This is a genomic window from Streptomyces sp. NPDC004610, from assembly GCF_040609715.1.
Taxonomy (GTDB): domain Bacteria; phylum Actinomycetota; class Actinomycetes; order Streptomycetales; family Streptomycetaceae; genus Streptomyces.
This window is the reverse complement of record NZ_JBEXLA010000009.1, coordinates 77,823-95,623: the sequence shown is the minus strand read 5'-3', so window position 1 is coordinate 95,623 and position 17,801 is coordinate 77,823. Positions and strand designations below refer to the sequence as shown.

The window sequence follows — 17,801 nt, the reverse complement described above, 5'->3', positions numbered from 1 at the left end:
GCGTCTCAGCCGCCGTCCGTGTCCGCGCAGAGGTCCCGGTGCGGTCCCGAGCCGGGGAGGTACTGGGACCACTCGACCTCGTCGGGGCCGCCCCCGGCCCGTACGCAGAGCCGGGCGGCGGCCCGTTCGGGGGTCAGCTCCCGGGTGCGGGCGGTGAGATGGGGCGTGTCGACGGTCAGCCGGCCGTCCCGGTCGACGCGCAGCGCGCGGACCGGCCCGTCGCCGACCGGGAGCACGGTCGGGGCCAGCTCCGGTGACGCGGTCTCCCACACCAGCACGGACCCGTCGGCCGCGCTCGCCGCGAGGAGACCGCCGTCGGGGGAGAACGCCAGGGCCCGGCGGTGCAGATTGTTGGAGTCCATGTGGAGCACGGCGAGCCGCCGCCGGGTCCGGATGTCCCACAGCGTCAGCCGCCCGTGGAGATCGCTGACCGCGAGCAGTTCCCCATCGGCGCTGAAGGCGCCCGCCGCCAGCAGATCCTCACCGGAGACCACCCGCTGGGGGATGTCGATGCCGCCGCCCACGAGATCCCCCTCGAGAGTGAGTGTGCGGCCGGTACCGGGCTGGACGGCGACCACATCCCCCGACTCGCCCGGTTTCCCCGGGTCCGCGCGCTCCGGGTGCCAGGACGCTCCGGTCAGCCCCTGGAGGGACACCGTCCGGATCACCTCGTTCTGGCCTCCGGCGCGATGGCGCAGCACCCCAGCGGGCAGGTCCAGCCGGAGATCGTCGACCACCGCCCCGGCGAGGGGCTGGGTGAACACCGGCTCGCGCGGGGCGCCGTCCGGCGGGGCGGGGGTGTCGGTGCGCCACAGGGCCAGCTCGCCGGTCCGCGAGGTCAGCGCGTAGGGCCCGGCGAACGTCACCTCCCGCACCCCGCCCGCGACCGGCAGCCGGGGCCGCTCGCGGTGGGCGGCGAGGTCCCAGGTGACCACTCCCTCGTCGGTGGCCGCGGCGAGGCCGTCGCCGTCCGAGGTGAAGACCAGATCGCCCGCGCCGCACAGCAGCCGTTCGGTGGCGCGCGGCACGGAGAGGGCGAGCGGGTCGCCGGTGGCGATGTCGAGGACGAGCAGCGCGTCGCCCTCCGAGCACCAGGCGAACCGGTCGGCGCCGGGCGCGAGGACCGGGATCGGGCCGTGGCCGAGGTACCCGTCGTGCCGCAGCAGGAGCCGCCGCCGGGTCAGGTCCCACACCTCCAGCTCGGCCCGCCCGTCCGTGTCCGGCAGGGTCCGGCGCAGCAGCAGGGAATCGCCGTCCGGACCGAACTCCACATCCGTGTCCGCGCCGGTGGCGGTGGTGATGCTGCGGGTGGTGCCCGCGGTGAGATCCGTGATCAGCAGCTCCCTCCCATCCGCGCTCCGGTGGGCGAGGAGCCGCCCGTCGGGGCCGACGGCGAACACGCCCTCCGTGACCCCCGGCAGGGACAGCTCTCCCAGTTGCCGCCCGCTGGGCACGTCCCACCGCACCACCCGGTCGTCGCTCGCCACGAAGGTCAGCGTCCGCCCGTCCCGGCTGAGCCAGCTCGGCTCGTTGTCGTACGGCGATCCGCCCTCCGGCCGGGTGAACGCGTCCTGGTCGCTCTGGGCCGCCGCCGCGCGCAGGGCCCGCCGGGTCTCCGGCAGATCGGCGAGGTGCCAGGAGGCGAGGGCGAGCCGCATCGCGGTACGGGGCTCACCGGTGCGCAGGGTCTCGGCGAGGGCGGCGACCCGGCGGGCCTCCGTCTCCCGCTGGCGGCGGTCGCCGACCTCGTTCTGCCGCCAGGCGGTCAGTCCGGCGACGGCGGCCAGGCACAGCAGCGCGGCGAGCCCGGCCAGCAGGGCGCGGGTGCGGCGCGCGGCCCGGGTCGCGGCCCGCCGGGCGCGGTCGTCGGCGGCGGTGCTGGCGGTGAGGAACGCGGCCTCCGGCCCGGTCAGCTCGGCGGGACCGGCACCGGACGGCGTCCCGAACAGCTCCCGCGCCTCGGCCAGCCGGACGCCCCGGTACAGGGCGCCGTCGTCGCGGCCGAGTTCGTGCCACGCCCCGGCGGCCTGGGTGAGCCTGCGGTGGGCGCGCAGCCGTTCCCGGTCCTCGGTGAGCCAGCCGCCCAGCCGGGGCCAGGCGACGAGCAGCGCCTCATGGGCCAGATCGACGGTGTCGCCGTCGACGGTCAGCAGCCGGGCCCGCACCAGCCGTTCCAGCACCTCGGCGGTGACCGGGTCGGCGCCGAGTTCGGCCCGGTCGGCGGGGCGGCGGGTGTCGGCGGTGCCGTCGCCCGGGGTGACCAGCCGCAGCAGCAGCCGGCGCAGGGCGGTCCGCTCGGCGGGCCCGAGCCCGGCGTAGAGGGTCTCGGCGGTGTGCGCGACGGCTCCGTCGACCCCGCCGATCGCCTCGTACGCGGTGAGGGTGAGGGTCTTGCCGGTGCGGCGGCGCCAGACCTCGCGCAGGGCGTGCGCCATCAGCGGCAGTCCGCCGGGCTGTCCTTCGACATCGGCGACGATCCGGGCGGTGAGGGCGCGTTCGACGATCAGCCGCCGGGCGCCCGCGGGCCGGACCACCGCCTCCCGGAGCTGAGCCGCCGCCATCGGGCCGACCAGGAGGGTGGAGTCCCGCAGCGCCGCCGCGAGCGGCCCGTGCTCGGCGCACCGCCCGTAGAAGTCGGCGCGTACGGCGATCAGGACGCGCAGCCGGTTCGCGGGGTCCAGGGCGGACAGCAGCAGCGTGACGAACCGCTCCCGCTCGGCCGGGTCCCGGCACAGCGCGAAGGTCTCCTCGAACTGGTCGACCACGACGAGGGTGTCCCCGCCACCGGCGCCGGGATGCGGGACGAAGCGCTCCGCGTGGGTGCGGGCGGGGTGGGCGCCGGGGGTGACGACCCGGATGGCGGCGGGCCCGTCCGGTGTGCGGGTCGCGCGCAGGGCGGGGACGAGTCCGGCGCGCAGCAGCGAGGACTTGCCGCTGCCGGACGCGCCGACCACCGCCAGGACGCGGCGGCGGGCGGTGAGGGCGACGAGTTCGGCGATCAGGTCGTCCCGGCCGTGGAAGTGGTCGCCGTCGCCGGTCTCGAAGCGGGCGAGGCCGGGATAGGGGCTGTCGGTGCCGTCGGGGCCATCGGGGGCGGCCGGTTCGGCGGACTCGGCGACGGCCGCCCGCCAGCGCGCGGTCCAGTCGGCCTCGTCGGCCTCGTCGCCGCCGCAGGCCCGGACGTACGCGAGGAGCACCGGCAGGGTCGGCAGCCGCTCCCCCGCCGCCGCGGCGGACAGGGTCGGGCCGGAGTAGCCCGCGCGGGCGGCCATGGCCCGGTAGGTCGGGGCGCCCGCCTCGTCGCGCAGCTTGCGCAGCTCGAAGGCGAAGCGCTGGACGGCCCCCGCGGCCGGATCGAGCGGCTTCTCCCTACGACCCATCTCCCTCATCCCCCCTGACCGGCCGTTCCCACGCTAGCAATCCGCCCCCGCCGATTGATCGGCGCTCCGGAAGGGGGCTGCCCATCAATCGTCCGGCGCCTGGACTCGACGTCTGTCCCTGCCGACGTCATCGCACCGGAGCCCGTCATCGCCACGCTTGAGCACCCCCGCGCCACCACCCGCCGCCCCGCCCCTGCCGCCCGGGACCGGACCCGCGCCGCGCGGGTGGCGGTCCTCGTCCCGGCCGCCGTCTCCCTCGCCCTCGGCCTGTGGGGCGTCCGGCGCGGCGGCACCCTGTGGCGGGACGAGGCGGTGACGTACGACATGGCCCGGCGGGCGCTGCCGGACCTGTGGGGCACGCTCGGCGGGGCGGACGCCGTGCACGGCCTGTACTACCTGCTGATGCACGCCCTGTTCCGGCTGACCGGCGACAGCGATCCGCTGCTGGTCATGCGGCTGCCGTCGGTGCTGGCGACCGCCGTCGCCTGCGGCACCCTCGCCCTGCTCGGCCTGCGCCTCGCGGGCCCCCGGACGGGCCTGGCGGCCGGGCTCACCTTCGCCCTCCTGCCCCCGGTCCAGCGCTACGCCCAGGAGGGCAGGTCGTACGCGCTGGTCTGCGCGCTGGTGATCGGGGCGACGTATCTCCTGGCCCGCGCGGCGGCCACGGGGTCCCGCCGGACCTGGGCCGGGTACGCGGCGGTCCTGCTGACGGCCTGCCTCCTGCACGAGTTCGCGGTCCTGGTGCTCCTGGCGCACGCGGTGGCGGTCCCCGCGCGTGCCCGCCGGGCCTGGCTGACGGCGGCCCTGCCGGTGTGCGCGCTGCTGACCCCGCTGGTGCTGCTGAGCGTCGGGCAGTCGGAGCAGGTGGCGTGGATCGGGGGGATCGAGGGGGGCGCGGTGGCGGGCTTCGCGGGCATGTCGGCGGTGGGGGTGCTGTGCGCGGCGCTGCTCCGCCGGGGACGCCCTTCCCCGGGCGGCCTGCCCGCGCTGTCCCTCGCCCTGCTGGTGGTCCCGCCGTCGGTCCTGCTCCTGGCGTCCCTGGCCAAGCCGCTGTACGTGGACCGGTACGTCCTGTACTCCCAGGCGGGCGCGGCCCTGCTGATCGGCGCGGTACTGGGCCGGGCCCGGCCCCGGGTGCTGCTGGTGGCCGGGGCGGCGGTGCTGGCGCTGGTGCCGTACTCCCTGCATCTGCGCACCCCGGACAGCAGGCTGGACGATGTGACGGCGATATCCGACACCCTCCGCGCGGCGGGCCGGAACGCGGACGGTGTGCTGTACCTCCCCGGCCGGCGCCGGGTCTGGACCCTGGCCGACCCGTCCTCGGTGGCGGGCCTGCGGGACCTCGCCCTGGCCTCCGGCCCGGCCGCCTCCCGCACCCTCTACGGCACGGAGACGGACCCGGCCACCCTCCGCGCCCGCCTGCTCGCGACCCCCCGCGTCCTCGCCGTGAGCGACCCGCAGGGCCAGCCCTTGGACCAGACCCCGTTGGAACGCACCAAACGGGAGGTCCTGGCGACGGCGTTCGAGCCGTGCGGGGAGTGGGGGTTGCGGGGGGCGCGGGTGGTGTTGTTCGTGCGGGTGGGGGGGTGTTGAGGGGTTGATGGGGGGGTGTTGATGGGGGGGTGTTGATGGGGGGGTGTTGATGGGGGGGTGTTGATGGGGGGTGTTGATGGGGGGGGTGTTTCGGGCGCGGGCGCACCCGGCGGGGCCGGGCGGGCGGGGCGGGGTGCTGCCGTCGGAGGGAGCGTCGGCTCGGCGCGGGGCGCCGGGGCGCGGAACCGCCCGCTCCGGGTCGGTCGAGCGGGCACGAGGGTGCCGAGCGCCGGGGCGCGAGCCCCCGGGCGCACGCGGCGGGGATCCTCGGGCGGCGGACACCGCACCCCGGGATCGGCGCAGACACCCTCCGTCCCCCGCGCCCGCCCCACCCCGCCTACGACTCCAGCGCCCGCGTCGCCGTGTGGACCGTCTGTGCCTCCAGGAGGAAGACGTCCGGGCGTCGGTGGACGCTCGCCGGGTCCTCGGGGTCGAGGAGGCGGTCGAGGGTGGTGCGGTCGGTGGGGTCGAGCTGGTCGGCGAAGCCCTCGCGCAGACGGCCGAGGACCTGGGCGACATAGACGCGGGCCCGGTCCGGGGCCGGGGCGGGCAGGTCCAGGAGGAAGCTGCGGGTGCCGGTCGGCTTCAGCCCGGCGGCGGTCAGCAGCGCCTGCCAGTCCTCGGCCTCGGCGACCGAGCCCGGCAGCGACGCGCGCATCTCGGCGAACCGCTCCTCGTGCAGCGCGTCCAGCCGGGCCTGGAGACCGGGGCGGCCGATACCGAGGTCCCGGGGGAGGAAGCGGGCCGGGAGGCCGCCCTCCATCAGGGCCAGGGTGCCGCCGGGCGCGAGGTGCTCCGCAAACGCGGCGAGCGCCGCCCGCTGGTCGCCGAGGTGATGCAGGCTGCGGCTGGCCCAGAGGAGGTCGACGGGGTAGTCGAGGTCGCCCAGCGCGTCCGGCAGGTCCCCCGTCAGCGTGCTGAACCGGTCGGCCACCCCCAGCCGTGCCGCCCGCGCCCGCGCCCGCTCCAGCAGCGGTGCGGCACCGTCGACGGCGACGACCCGGGCCCCGGGGAACGTCTCGGCGAACAGACAGGCGATGACGCCGGGGCCGCTGCCCGCGTCGACGATCAGTCCCGGCGCGGTCTGCCGCTTGCCCAGCCAGGCCACCGCCCGCTCGTTGAGCGGCGCGAACAGCTCCGCCTGGGTCTCCAGGAGGGGGGCCATGGCGGACCAGTCGATGTCCATGTCGCCGTGGCCGTGCCCGTGATGGTGGCCGTCCTGGCCGTGGCCGCTGGTGCCGCTGCCGTGACCGGCCTGGTCGCCGTGGCCGCTGGTGCCGTTGCCGTGACCGGCGCGGTCGCCGTGGCCGCTGGTGCCGTTGCCGTGACCGGCGCGGTCGCCGTGGCCGCTGGTGCCGTTGCCGTGTGCGGCGCGGTCGCCGTGGTCGCCGTGAGCCATGGGGCCGTCTCTCCTCGCCTCGGGGTGCTGTCAGCCTGCCGTGCGCCTCACCGGCAAGCAAATACCTTTGCCGTACCGGCAAAGCCGGGCGCAGATCCGCGCGGGCCCGCGGTGCGGGTGGGACCCGGAGCCAGGGGGGCGGCGGCCGACCGGCACGGTCACACACGCCCCCGCCCACCGACCCACCCGACTCCCACGGCGACGGCCGGAGCAGGCCCGCCATGCGGACGGCACCGGACCCAAGGCGGACCGACGGCCGACCGGCACGCTCACACACGGCCGGGTCCCCGACATCCCACGCCCGGCTGGTGGCGGGGGCTGGTAGGCCCGGGGCTGGCCCTGGACACCGACCGCTGGTTCGTGGTCGCCCCGAACGTCCTGGGCGGCTGCCAGGGCAGCACGGGCCCGTCGTCGCCCCGCCCGGGGGCACGGGCGGTTCCCTGGCGGGTTCGGGCGGCTTCCTGGCTGGCCCGGCGGCTTTCCTGGCGGGCGGGGCGACGTCCGTTGCGGGCCCGGCGGCGTCCGTCGCGGGCTCGGCGGCTTCCCTGGCAGACGCGGCGGCATCCGCTGCGGGCTCTGCGGCTTCCCTGGCAGACGCGGCGGCATCCGTTGCGGGCTCGGCGGCTTCCCTGGCAGACGCGGCGGCATTCCTTGCGGGCTCGGCGGCTTCCCTGGCAGACGCGGCGGCATCCGTTGCGGGCTCGGCGGCTTCCCTGGCGGGCGGGGCAGCGTCTGTCGCGGGCTCGGCAGCGTCTGTCGCGGGACCGGTCCCCCGCCGACCGGCACTGCTCCCACGGCGGCGGCCAGAGCGGACCCGCCATGCGGACGAACCCCGGACCCAAAGCAGGCCGACGGCCGACCGGCACGGCCACGCGCGGCGGGTCCCCCCGCCCACCGACCCGGCCCCCACAGCGACGGACATGGCAGGCCCACCATGCGGACGAACCCCGGACCCAAGGCAGGCCAGCGGCCGACCGGCACGCTCACACACCGCCGGCCCCCGCCGACCGACCCGGCCCCCACAGCGACGCCCAGAGCAAGCCCGCCCAGTGGCCTCACCCGCCCGCATCACAAGGCCGACGGCGTACGCATCGACCCGCGACCCGCCGCAGCGCGCCCTCACGGCGGAGTCCCGCACGCGCCGCGGCGACGCCGCCCCCAGCGCCGCCCCCCTTCACATCACCCCTCCCCCTTTACGTCACCCCTCCCCCCCTCTTCTTCACATCACCCCCTCCCCCCTACCCCCCCCGCCTTCCGAAACCCCCGTAACGCGAACCACGGTTCCGGCCGGTCCCTGTCCTGGTCCGGGAGCGCGGCCAGGCGTTCCGCGTAGCCGTCCGCGCGCGGGTCGCCCGGCGGGAGCGTCATGAACCAGCCCCGGCGCAGATCCGTGACCGCCCGCCGGGGGCTGCGGCCCTGGCCGCGACCGGCGAAACGGGTCCGGCCCGCCGGGACCAGCCCCGCATCGGCCGCGTACCCGGCGACCGCCTCCGAGGCGTCGTGCGCCGGGCCGCGCGGCCGGGTGGCCAGCACGGCGTCGATGTCGCTGCCCACGTTGTGGGAGGCCGCCTTGTCGACCGTGGTGACATACACCCCGCCGGGCCGCAGCACCCGGGCGCACTCGGCGACGACCGCGGCGACCTCCGCCGGGCCGTCCAGCAGATGCAGCAGCCACACACTGCTCACCGCGTCGAACTCGCCGTCCCGGAACGGCAGTCGCCGGCTGTCGGCGAGGACCACCGCGCCGGGCAGCCGGGCGACGGCGTGCCGGGCCATCTCGGGGGTGAGGTCGGCGCCGGTCACCCGCATCGCGGGCCGCGCGGCGGCGAGCCGCCGGGTGACGATCCCGGTGCCGCAGGCCACGTCGAGCAGCCCGCGCGCGTCGGGCGGTATCAGGCTCAGTACGCCCTCGGCCGCCGCCTCGGCCCGGGGCTCGCCGCCGCGCAGGGCGTCGTAGCGGGCCGCCTCCTGCCGGTAGTCGAGCACGGCGGGTTCACTCGGCGCCGTGCGCGGGCGCCAGGGCCTGGACCCGGGTGGCCAGCTCGAAGTCCTTCACGGTGAGCGCGCCGCCCGCGCTGTGGGTGTGCACGGACAGGGTGACGGTGTTGTAGCCGAGGGCGAGGTCGGAGTGGTGGTTCAGCTCCTCCTGCACCTGGGCGATGTGCACGACCAGCGCGGTCGCGGCCAGGTGCGAGGCGAGCCGGTAGGTGCGGCCGATGCGGTCGCCGTCCAGGGTCCAGCCCGGCAGCGCGGCGAGCCGCGCCTCGACGTCCTGCGATGACAGCACTTCAGCACCCATGACCGGACTCCCTCCGAGGAATGGCTCGTCACTTCAGCGTGCCATGCCGAGACCGCCGGTGCCCGGCACCGGCTCAGCGCGGCCCAGCGCGGCCCACGGTCCGGCTCAGCGCGGCCCAGCGCGGCCCACGGTCCGGCTCAGCCCGGTAGAACCCGGCGCATAGTCGTTCGTCCCCCGCCTCCGCCTCGGTTACCGTCGGGGACATGGCCACGCGCACCCCCGTCCCCCCGCCCGTCACCCCCGCCGACCAGGGCGTCGGTCCGCTGCTGCGGGCCTGGCGGGAGGAGCGGCGGGTGAGCCAGTTGGAGCTGTCGCTGCGGGCGGACTCCTCGGCGCGGCACATCAGCTTCATCGAGACGGGGCGTTCCCGGCCGAGTGAGGAGATGGTGCTGCGGCTGGCGGAGCATCTGGAGGTGCCGATGCGGGAGCGCAACGCGCTGCTGCTGGCGGCCGGTTACGCGCCCCGCTTCCCGGAGACCCCGCTCGACGACCCGGCGATGGGACCGCTGCGGGAGGGCATCGAGCGGCTGATCCAGGGGTTCGAGCCGTATCCGGCGCTGGTGGTGGACGCGCACTACACGGTGGTGGCGGCCAACCGGGGCATCGCGATGATCCTGGACGGGCTGCCGGAGCATCTGCTGACCCCGCCGGTGAACGTCGTACGGATCACCCTGCACCCGGAGGGGCTCGCCCCGCGGATCCGGAATCTGGCGGAGTGGCGGGGGCATCTGCTGCACCAGATGCGGGGCCAGATCGCGCTGCGCCGCTCGCGCGCGCTGCGGGAGCTGTACGAGGAGGTCGCGGCCTATCCGGTGCCGGACGCCCCGGCGCACCGCGCCGAGGAGCGGCCCGCCGTGCCGTACATCGCGCTGCCGATGGTGCTGGAGCACGCGGGGCACACCCTGTCGTTCGTGTCGTCGATCTCGACGTTCAACACGCCGATGGATGTGACGGTCGCCGAGCTGGCCATCGAGACACTGCTCCCGGCCGACCCGGCGACGGTCAAGTACCTTCACTCGCTGCTGGCCTGACGGTGGCGCAGGGCCGCCCACTGGAGGGCGGCGAAGCCGCCGACGGTGAGCGCCTGGAGGACGGTCCAGACGGCTCCGGCGGTGGTCGGGGTCAGCCACAGCGCCAGGGCGACCAGGCTGAGCGCGGTCCAGGCGAGGTTGATCTCCACGACGGCTTTCACGGGCAGGACCGCCGGGCGGGGCCGGGTGGCGAGCACCCCGACGGCGGCGCCGTAGGCCGTCAGGATCGCGCCAAGGGTGAGCAGCAGCCCGGAATCGGCGCCGAGGAACCTGCCGAGGGGGCCGGAGGCGGCCAGATAGGCGAGGCCGTTGGCGCCGGTGACCATCGCGTCGAGGGCGAGGAAGCGGCGCAGCATGGGGTCGGGGCCGGAGGTACGGGCGAGCGCGGCGAGTGTGGTCGCGGACATGGCTGGTCACCCTTCGTCGAGGTGGAGGCGCCGCCGCGGCGGCGGGAACCCCGGGTCCGGAGCGGAGTGCGCCGCCCCGGAACCCGGTGCCCCTACGATCGCCCGGCCGGGGGCGGGGGTCGATTACGCGGGAGGTAATGGGCGGGCGCCGGGAGGGGCAACGGCCTTGACGGCGCGGTCCCTTGATCCGAACAAGGTGGCGAGCATCTCTCGCCACACAGGTGATTCGGCCACCGGGACATGACAGACTGCTCGCGTTCTTTCGGCGCGTAGGGGAGGCGTGGCGTGAGTGAGCGGCGGCCCGCGCCGACCGTCGGCCAAGTGGTGCTCGGCAAACGGCTTCAGGAACTGCGGGAGGCGGCCGGTCTGCGGCGTGAGGAGGCGGCCCGGGTTCTGCGGGTGGCCCCGGCGACCGTGCGCCGGATGGAGATGGCCGAGGTCTCGCTGCGGATCCCGTACGTCCAGATCCTGCTGGAGACCTATGGGGTGCCGGCGGACGAGACCGGGGCGTTCGTGGCGCTGGCCGAGGAGGCGAACAAGCCGGGCTGGTGGCAGCGGTTCCACGATGTGCTGCCGGACTGGTTCAGTCTGTATGTCAGCCTGGAGGGCGCGGCCCGGATGATCCGCTCCTACGAGCCGCATTTCGTGCCGGGGCTGCTCCAGACCGAGGACTACGCCCGCGCGGTGCTGGACGCGGGCACGATAGGCCAGGACGGTCCGGAGACCGTGGAGCGGCATGTGACGCTGCGGATGACCCGGCAGAAGCTGCTCCGGGAGCCGAGTCCGCCCCATCTGTGGGTGATCATGGACGAGACGGTGCTGGCGCGGCCGGTGTCCGCGCGGCCCGAGGTGATGCGGGAGCAGATCGACCGGCTGCTGGAGCACGCCGAGTCGGAGCGGATCACGCTCCAGATCGCCGAGTTCGCGGCGGGCCCGCATCCGGGGACCTACGCCCCGTTCTCGCTGTTCCGGTTCGCCGAGCCGGAGCTGCCGGACATGGTGTTCACGGAGTATCTGACCGGGGCGCTGTATCTGGACTCGCGGGCGGAGGTGTCCGCGCATCTGGAGGTGCTGGACAATCTGACCGCGCACGCGGCGTCGGCCTCGCGCACCAAGGACATCCTGCGGGAGTACCGCGACCGGCGGTGACGCCGGGTGCGCTGACCCGTACGGGCGCCGTGAACGGGTGCCTCCCCCCGCCCGCCCCTAGGTTCGGAACCACGGGCGAGCAAGGGAGCTGCCGTGACCGACACCCGGATGCGGGCCCTCGACCTGGACGGCACGCCGGACGCCTCGATCACGGCGGCCGTCGGCACGGACCGGGCCGCCGTCGAGCGGCTGTACCGCCCGCCGGCCATCGCCCCGTACGACGATGCCGTCCCGTGGGAGTCCTGATGCCCTCGGACGCCGTGCTGTACCAGGCCGCCGCGCTCTGTCTGACCTACCCCGACGACGACTTCCGGGCCCGGCTGCCGCTGCTGCGGGAGGCGGCCCCGCAGTTGCGGGAGTTCACCGACCACGCGGCCGTCACCCCCGCGCGGGAGCTGGCCGCGCACTATGCGGAGGTCTTCGACTCCGAGGACCGGCACAGTCTGCATCTGATCCGGTGGGAGGACGGCGACACCCGGCGGCGAGTTACGTCCCTGGTCCGTTTCGAGGAGGTCTACCGCGCCCACGGCCTGGAGCTGACCGGCGAGGAACTCCCCGACTTCCTCCCGGCGGTGCTGGAGTTCACCGCCCGCACCGGCGACACCGGACTCCTCACCGGGCACCGCGAAGCCCTCGACAGGCTCCGCACCCGCCTCACCGCCTTCGGCACCCCGTACGCCCGCGTCCTGGACGCGGTGTGCGCGACCCTGCCGACCACCCGCCCCGGAGCCCCCCGATGACGACCCGGCCGCAGGGCATCCTCCCCGGCACCGTCACGGACCCCCTCGCGGTCATCGACACAGCCCTTCAACGCCCCCGAAGGGGCGCGAGGAACTGCGCGACAAGCCACACACCACCCGCACCCGGCCCACAACCCCCACCCCCTCCCCCGCGAACAACAGTGCCGCACCCCCAACCCAGGGATGCGGCACCGAACTACCCCCCGGAGGGGCTACGCCAGCTTGGCCGACAGCGTGATCGTCGTCCCCGTGAGGGCCTGGCTGACCGGGCAGTTCGCCTTGGCGTCCTCCGCCGCGGAGACGAACGCCGCCTCATCGAGGCCCAGCACCTCACCCTCGACGGTCAGATGGATACCGGTGATGCCGGTGCCCGGCTGGAAGGTGACGTCCGCCGAGGTGGTGAGACGGGTGGGCGGGGTACCGGCGCCGCTCAGGCCGTGCGAGAGGGCCATGGAGAAGCAGCTGGAGTGGGCGGCGGCGATCAGCTCCTCCGGGCTGGTCTTGCCGTTCGCCGCCTCGGAGCGCGACGGCCACGACACCGGCTGCTCGCCGATGCCGGAGGAGTCGAAGGTGACGACGCCGCTTCCCTGGAGAAGGTTGCCTTCCCAGACGGTGTGTGCGGAGCGCGTGGTGGCCACGGTGTTTCCTTTCGCGATACGAGTCGCAGGTACTCACAACAAAGACTGCGCGCGATACGCCGACTGCGCGTACGCGCCCCCTATCCGATCACATTCCGGCTCAGCGCACGCGGAACACCGGTCCGCGTGCACTGAAAGGCAGGCGGGCGCCCTGGGGGATCAGATAGGCGTGCTCGCGCCGCACCCGCAGCACATCGCACCAGCCGTCGGTGATCACCAGGACCGGCGCCCCGGGCGGGAAGTCGTCGGCGCGGTGCAGCAGATCGATCCCGGGCTGGAGGACCGTACCGCCGCGGCCCCGGACCTTCACCCGGCCGGCGATCTCGGTGACCGGAACGTATCCGGCGTCGTGCGGGGCGGCGTCGCAGAAGACGACCCGGGCGGCCGGGACGTCCCGGGCGGCGGCGTAGGAGGCGATGGCGCCGAGGGCCTTGCCGAGCAGGGTGCGGTCCATGGAGCCGGAGGTGTCCAGGACCACCCCGAAGGTGCAGCGCGGGATCTCCTCGGGCGGGAAGTAGCGGCCCGCGCGGGGGATGTCGGGGGTGGCGGCCTGGCGGCGGGAGGGGCGGGCGTAGGAGCGGACCGGTTCGGGGCGGGGCACGAACTCGTCGAACCAGCGGGCGAGCCGGGCGTCCCAGGGCAGCGGGGGCTGGCTGAGCGCGCGGATCTCCTCGATCAGACCGCCGGGCAGCCGGCCGCGCTCCTGGGCGCCGTGCAGTTCCAGGCCCTGGGTGAGGCCGCGCCGGTAGAAGGCGTCCAGGTCGACATAGGCGCCCGGGGCGCCCAGCGGGCCGCCGAGGATGTCGCCGACGCCCTTGCCGCGCAGGGTGGACAGCCGCCGCAGCCGGCGCAGGTCACCGGCGATCCGGTCGTAGACCTCCTCGGCGGACAGCCCGGCCAGCGCGGGGTCGTGCAGGAGTCCCTCGGGCATGGTGCCGACCCGCATCTCGCCGAGCCAGCCGTTGATGACGTAGTCGGCGGCGACATTGAAGAGATACGGGTCGCGGGTGCCGCAGCGGTCGCCGTGGCGCAGGGCGGCGTGCAGCATCTCGTGGGCCAGCACGAACCGCCACTCCTCGTCGTCCAGTCCCTGGAGCGGATTGACGTAGATCTCGCCCGCCTCGGCGTTGACGGCGGCGACGGAGATGCCGTGGGCGCGGGCCAGTTCGGGGTCGGCGATCAGCTTGATGCCGGCGGCGATGCCACCGAGCAGCGGGTAGGAGGAGACGAACCAGCTCAGGGCGCGTTCCCAGGGCCGCTGCGGGACGAGGTCGCCGTCCAGGGAGTCACGGCGGCCACCGGCGAGGTCCAGGGCGGCGGACATGGTGCGGGTGAGGGCGTCGGCGAAGGCGAGCTGCCAGTCGGTGGGCGGCCCGAGCCAGGAGTTCCAGCCGATCAGCACCTGGTCCGGGGCGGATCCTGCGGTACCGAGCCGCTCGTGGGCGGCGGGGATGCCGTCGCGGCGCCAGCGGGCGGCGATGCGCTCCTCGTCGCCGTCGGGGTAGGCGCTGGGGAGTTCCTCGGGGGTGCGGCCGACCGGGAAGGTGAGCAGGAAGCGGTTGACGACCGCGCAGCGCGCCGCGAGGTCCGCCCGGTCGGGCTGCTCGCGTTCCCCCTTGGCCGCGGGGACATGGCCGAAGCCGAGATGGATGGCGGCGTGGGCGATGGCCCAGGCCCAGTCGCGCGGGTCGGCGACCCGGTCGGGGTGGGAGTGCAGGAAGCCGGCGGAGTCGACGCGGATCAGGCCGTCGCGGGGGGCGAGGTCGCAGCGCTCGTCGCGGCAGGTGCCGAAGTCGAGGGCGCGCAGGGCGGGGTTGGCCGTCACCAGCCGCATGCCCTCGGCGAACGTCTCCCCCGCCAGGTCCCGTTTGCGCTGCGCGGGGCTCCGGCCGCGGCTCACTTGCGGGCCTCCACCAGCCGGGGCATGTCCCGGGCCGCCTCGATCAGGAACCACGAGGGCAGGACGGGGTTGCCGTCGGCGTCACCGGCGATGACGGTCTGCGCGACCTCGACGGAGATCTCGGCGAGCTGCACCAGCAGCGACTTGGCGCGGTGCGCGGTCTGCCGCCCGGCCGCCGACATGTGCTCCTTGCTGACCGGGAGTTCCTTGACGAGCCGGCCGCGGAACGAGTCGGCGAGGTAGTACAGCAGATCGCGGTCCTCGATCCGGTGCGGCCAGCGGGCGTCGCCCTTGATGATCGCCTCGATGCCGAACCGGCTGCGCACGATCTTGACATAGCCGCAGAAGGCGGTGGCGTGGGCCGGGGTGAGCATGCCGTGGGCGAGGACCTTCAGGGTCTCCTCGTCCAGGTCCGGGCCGAAGGAGTGCAGGGCATCGGAGAGCATGTGCCAGGAGCGGGGGGTGGAGAACGGCTCCTCGGTCTTGGGCGGCTTGGACCAGAGGTGGTCGGGCCGGTCGGTGAGGTGGTCCTGGATCCAGGGGTGGATGCCGTTGGCCCCGGCCCAGCCCAGCCAGTCCTTCGGGGACGCCTCCAGATGGACATGGGCGAGCCGGTTGACCAGGGCGGAGGCGATGGGGCGGGCGAGGGCGTTGTCGGTGGCGCGGTTCCCGGCGCCGATCACGATCGACCCGGCGGGCAGCTCGTAGTCACCGATGCGGCGGTCCAGGATCAGCGAGTAGAACGCCTTCTGGACATCCGGGGTGGCCGCGTTCAGCTCGTCCAGGAAGAGGCAGTAGGGCTCGTCGCGGGCGATGGCCTCGGGCGGGCAGAACACCGAGCGGCCGTCGCGGATCTGGGGCACGCCGATCAGGTCCTCGGGCGCGAGCTGCGTCCCGAGCAGGCTCACGCACTCCAGGCCCAGCGACTCGGCGAACTCCCGCACCAGGGACGACTTCCCGATGCCGGGCGCCCCCCACAGGAACACCGGCCGTACGGTCGCCAGACCGAGGAGCAGTTCGGGTATCCGGGCGGGCGTGACGGTGACGGCTGCCTGCAAGAAGGGGCTCCTGGCTGATGAGGGAGGGCGGACACGCCGGGCGCGGTCCGGTGCGCCCAGTGTGCGGGGGGCGCGGGGCGTCGCGCAGCCGAATTAGCGGGCGTCGACCGGCGCGCCGCCCTCCCCGGCGTCGTCCGCGCGGTCCGTCGTGACCAGGGGCACCTGCGGGCCGTGGCACTCGCGCAGCCAGCGCCGCAGCACCCGGTGCACCCGCTCCGCGCCCACCAGGTCCCCGCCGTCGGCGACCGGCTCGGACAGATCGAGCGGCGACAGCAGGAACGGCTTCCCCTGGCACCCGCCCAGCCCCCCGTGCGACCCGATCTGCTCCTCGAACGCCAGCACCTCCCCGTCGGCCGGGTCGTGGAAGGAGTTCACCATGATGTCCGCGGTGTGCGGAAAGGTGTGCGTCCTGCGTACGGCGTCGGCGGCGCCCCGGCCGAACGGGGCGAGCGGCCCGCGCGCCCCGTCGGCCAGGTCCGCGACCGGGATCTCGGCCCCGTAGGCGCCCAGCACCACGCCCCCGTGCTCCTCGCTGCGCACCAGCAGGAAACCGACGCCGGGGTGGTTGGCGAGGGTCGGCAGCAGGGCCGGGTGGCGGGCGTCGATCTCCTCCTTGGACATCCGGTGCCCGACGTCCGGGAAGGAGACCAGACCGAGGTTGCCGGAGGCGAGCACCATCGGCTCGGAGCGGCGGGAGGGAGGCCGGTGCTCGCCGCCCTCCTCGACCGGGCGGCGCAGCGCGGCCCGGACCGCCGCGCGGGCCTCGGCGCCGCTGCGGGTGCGCCCGGCCCGGCGCGGCACGGGCAGCCCGCACCCGGCGCGCACCAGATCGCCCAGGGTGAGCCCGTAGCGGGCGCGGAAGGTCTCGCCGGGGCTCTGCCCGTGGTCGGACAGCACCACGATCCGGTAGGGCCGGGGCGCGTGCTCGGCGCACTTCTCGATCAGCGCGAGCGAGCGGTCGAGCCGGGCGAGCACCTTCTCGGCGTCCCGGCTGTGCGGCCCGGAGTGGTGCGCCACCTCGTCGTAGGCCACCAGGTCCGCGTAGACGGAGGTGCGTCCGGCGAGGATGTCGCCCATCACGGCGGCCACCACCACATCGCGTTCGACGACGGTGGCGAAGGCGCGGATCAGCGGGTAGAGGCCGCCGCGCGAGACCCGGGGGCGGTCCCCGCGCAGCCGGGCCCGGGTGGACTGGCCGATCTCCCGGCCCGCCTCGGCGACGAAGGACAGGGCGGTGCGGACGGCGTTGGCGGGGTCGGAGAAGTAGGCGAAGTATCCGGCGCGGGAGCGGTTCTCGCGGCTGCGGCGCTTGGTGGCGATGGACAGCACCAGCGCCTGTTCGTCGGCGCCGCCGCTGAAGAGATTGCCCCGGCTGGCGCCGTCGGCGGTGAGCAGTCCGCCGTCACCGGTGCGCTCGACGGCCCGGCGCTGGAGTTCGGCGGCGCTGGTCGGGCGGTTGCTGACCATGACCTCGCGCTGGTCCTTCTCGTACCAGCGGAAGGCGGGCACGTCGAAGGTGGAGCCGTGCAGGATGCCGAGCTGGCTGGCGCCGGTCTGGCTGGACCAGTCGGTGCGCCAGGGGGTGAGCCGGTGGGTGGGCGCCCGGTGGTCTCCTCCGGCGGCGAGCCAGCGGGCGACGGTGGGCATCAGGCCCTTGCGGACGGCGCTCTCCAGCACGTCGTGGCCGACGCCGTCGAGCTGGAGGAAGAGCGTGCCGTGGGTGAGCGGGCCGGGCAGCGGGGGTCTGCGGCGGCGGTCGGCGAGCCGGTAGAGGCGGCGGCGGTAGGCGTCGTCGTCCCGTACGGCGAGGGCGGCGCCGGTCGCGGAGGCCACGGCGGACATCACGGCCGCGACGACCACGGCGGTCTCCGGGGAGGCGTCGCCGCGGGCGGCCGGGTTCAGCCGGAGCGCGATCAGCAGCAGGGCCCCGTTGAGGAAGAACACCAGCAGACCGAGGACGAGGGCGGGCACCAGCAGCAGGAACCGCACCATCAGCGGCCACACCAGCGCCGAGAGCAGTCCGAAGCCACCGGCGCCGAGGGCGGCGGTGATCGCGATCCGGGTGGCGCTGTCGCCGTCGGCGGACTGGAGCTGGAAGTCGGGCAGGACACCGGCGAGGATCAGCATCGTGAGCGTGCTCACCGCCCACACCGTGGCGCTCCGCCCCAGCTGGCTCAGCACTGTTCGCAGGCGACCACCGCGCACGT

The 17,801-nt window shown here is 75.3% G+C and carries 14 protein-coding genes and 1 pseudogene; 6 read left to right on the top strand and 9 right to left on the bottom strand.

What is annotated here, in order from left to right; all coding sequences use genetic code 11:
- Nucleotides 1-5: 5 nt before the first annotated feature.
- A complete protein-coding gene (locus ABZX40_RS12215) occupies nt 6-3,380 on the bottom strand; it encodes a hypothetical protein (protein WP_355732357.1) in 3,375 nt (1,124 codons plus the stop codon).
- A gap of 225 nt (nt 3,381-3,605) precedes the next feature.
- Here ABZX40_RS12215 and ABZX40_RS12210 point away from each other — a divergent pair, with 225 nt between their 5' ends.
- The gene (locus ABZX40_RS12210; RefSeq protein ID WP_355732359.1) at nt 3,606-4,973 is read left to right on the top strand and encodes a glycosyltransferase family 39 protein; all 1,368 of its coding nucleotides are present in this window, start codon (nt 3,606-3,608) and stop codon (nt 4,971-4,973) included.
- 337 nt (nt 4,974-5,310) lie between these two features.
- Here the strand turns inward: ABZX40_RS12210 and ABZX40_RS12205 are convergent, their stop codons facing one another.
- Entirely contained in the window at nt 5,311-6,159 is an 849-nt protein-coding gene (locus ABZX40_RS12205; RefSeq protein ID WP_355732709.1) for a class I SAM-dependent methyltransferase, read from the bottom strand.
- Between the two features lie 495 nt (nt 6,160-6,654).
- Between ABZX40_RS12205 and ABZX40_RS12200 the strand changes: the two are divergent.
- Nucleotides 6,655-6,798 (top strand): annotated as a pseudogene (locus ABZX40_RS12200) (homoserine O-acetyltransferase); the annotation flags it as partial.
- 798 nt (nt 6,799-7,596) lie between these two features.
- Here ABZX40_RS12200 and ABZX40_RS12195 read toward each other — a convergent pair.
- Together ABZX40_RS12195 and ABZX40_RS12190 are read right to left on the bottom strand one after the other, a co-directional pair.
- Nucleotides 7,597-8,358 (bottom strand): class I SAM-dependent methyltransferase, encoded by a 762-nt coding sequence (locus ABZX40_RS12195; protein ID WP_355732361.1) that lies wholly within the window; start codon nt 8,356-8,358, stop codon nt 7,597-7,599.
- Between the two features lie 7 nt (nt 8,359-8,365).
- A complete protein-coding gene (locus ABZX40_RS12190) occupies nt 8,366-8,671 on the bottom strand; it encodes a 4a-hydroxytetrahydrobiopterin dehydratase (protein WP_355732362.1) in 306 nt (101 codons plus the stop codon).
- A gap of 203 nt (nt 8,672-8,874) precedes the next feature.
- Here ABZX40_RS12190 and ABZX40_RS12185 point away from each other — a divergent pair, with 203 nt between their 5' ends.
- Complete coding sequence (locus ABZX40_RS12185) at nt 8,875-9,702, top strand: helix-turn-helix transcriptional regulator (RefSeq protein WP_355732364.1); 828 nt, start codon at nt 8,875-8,877, stop codon at nt 9,700-9,702.
- On the opposite strand, the gene ABZX40_RS12180 is transcribed toward ABZX40_RS12185, so the two are convergent.
- A complete protein-coding gene (locus ABZX40_RS12180) occupies nt 9,684-10,109 on the bottom strand; it encodes a hypothetical protein (RefSeq protein WP_355732366.1) in 426 nt (141 codons plus the stop codon). The two genes, ABZX40_RS12185 and ABZX40_RS12180, sit on opposite strands and share 19 nt — an antisense overlap.
- 285 nt (nt 10,110-10,394) lie before the next feature.
- On the opposite strand from ABZX40_RS12180, the gene ABZX40_RS12175 reads away from it, so the two are divergent.
- From ABZX40_RS12175 to narJ, 3 genes are all read left to right on the top strand, one after another.
- Nucleotides 10,395-11,258 carry a helix-turn-helix transcriptional regulator gene (locus ABZX40_RS12175; protein ID WP_355732368.1) on the top strand — a complete coding sequence of 288 codons (864 nt, stop codon included), beginning with the start codon at nt 10,395-10,397 and terminating at the stop codon, nt 11,256-11,258.
- 93 nt (nt 11,259-11,351) lie between these two features.
- The gene (locus ABZX40_RS12170; RefSeq protein ID WP_355732370.1) at nt 11,352-11,504 is read left to right on the top strand and encodes a hypothetical protein; all 153 of its coding nucleotides are present in this window, start codon (nt 11,352-11,354) and stop codon (nt 11,502-11,504) included.
- Nucleotides 11,504-11,998, top strand: coding sequence for a nitrate reductase molybdenum cofactor assembly chaperone (gene narJ, locus ABZX40_RS12165; RefSeq protein ID WP_355732371.1), 495 nt, complete (start codon nt 11,504-11,506; stop codon nt 11,996-11,998). The genes ABZX40_RS12170 and narJ overlap by 1 nt, the downstream gene beginning before the upstream one ends.
- A 212-nt stretch (nt 11,999-12,210) precedes the next feature.
- On the opposite strand, the gene ABZX40_RS12160 is transcribed toward narJ, so the two are convergent.
- The 4 genes from ABZX40_RS12160 to ABZX40_RS12145 form a co-directional block, all read right to left on the bottom strand.
- Nucleotides 12,211-12,636 carry an OsmC family protein gene (locus ABZX40_RS12160; protein WP_355732372.1) on the bottom strand — a complete coding sequence of 142 codons (426 nt, stop codon included), beginning with the start codon at nt 12,634-12,636 and terminating at the stop codon, nt 12,211-12,213.
- A gap of 100 nt (nt 12,637-12,736) precedes the next feature.
- The gene (locus ABZX40_RS12155; RefSeq protein WP_355732712.1) at nt 12,737-14,470 is read right to left on the bottom strand and encodes a hypothetical protein; all 1,734 of its coding nucleotides are present in this window, start codon (nt 14,468-14,470) and stop codon (nt 12,737-12,739) included.
- 62 nt (nt 14,471-14,532) lie between these two features.
- Nucleotides 14,533-15,594: a MoxR family ATPase gene (locus tag ABZX40_RS12150; protein WP_355732373.1), complete on the bottom strand. Its 1,062-nt coding sequence runs from the start codon at nt 15,592-15,594 to the stop codon at nt 14,533-14,535.
- A gap of 93 nt (nt 15,595-15,687) precedes the next feature.
- Nucleotides 15,688-17,799 (bottom strand): phage holin family protein, encoded by a 2,112-nt coding sequence (locus tag ABZX40_RS12145; protein WP_355732375.1) that lies wholly within the window; start codon nt 17,797-17,799, stop codon nt 15,688-15,690.
- Nucleotides 17,800-17,801 lie beyond the last annotated feature (2 nt).